1 pseudogene is annotated in these 808 nt (G+C 41.1%); it reads right to left on the bottom strand.

Features of this window, described 5'->3' with window-relative positions:
- Window positions 1-808 (bottom strand): annotated as a pseudogene (locus A3738_RS31635) (TrlF family ATPase); the annotation flags it as partial.

An 808-nucleotide genomic window follows, 5' to 3' on the forward strand; every position in this document is an offset into this window, starting at 1 on the left:
GGCTCTAAGAGCTTTTCTAAATCATGCGCATCTGAACCCCATAGGCAGGGTTTTTTTGTGCCAAATTCTTGTATGAATTCATCTTGAGAATCGTGAAACTCTCCTTGCATGAACCTAACAGTGCCGGGATTAGCGGTGAACATGAAGTGGGCTTGTTTAATTAGGTTTTTCCGGCTCGCATGGCCGGAAGAACTCCAAGACACTCTACTTAAGTCCTCATCTGGATTTATTCCGAGTAGATATTTGTCTGCAAAAAGAGGGTGGCCTAGGGTTTTTAATATATTAGACTCATCCACGCCTGCATTCATCATCCCTATATAAAGGTCGCTGCGTCCGCTATCTCGAAAGGCGCTATGTTCCTCTTTTAACGCCTTTCCGTAATTTTCCAAGTTGGTCTTGGTAAGTGGCATTTGGTGTGCCGGCGAACCAGTTTCTGCATAACTGTCAAAGGTTACCTGTTGTAAGAAGTTGGTTTGAATTTCTTCAATCGAAAGTTCGTCAGATAAGATTACGTGAAAGTTGAGTTTTCTATTGAGGCTACTTAATTCTCGAGCGTTTCCGGTGATAAATTTGCTAAGCCTAAACTCAATATTGGGGACTATCAGCATGTTCTTGATATGGCTGATTTCATCTTCACTAAACAAAGATCGCAATTTCTCGTCATTGCCCAAGTAGTCTTTTCTGAGCTTTGTGTAGCCGTCGATTGAAAAGTAATCAGTTATTCCAACTGCGAAAATTTGTTCTTGGTATGCCTTTTTGAATAGTGTTTGGACATATGTGTCCCAATCGGTATTGAACTGATTGTTTA

The organism is Oleiphilus sp. HI0066 (assembly GCF_001635725.1).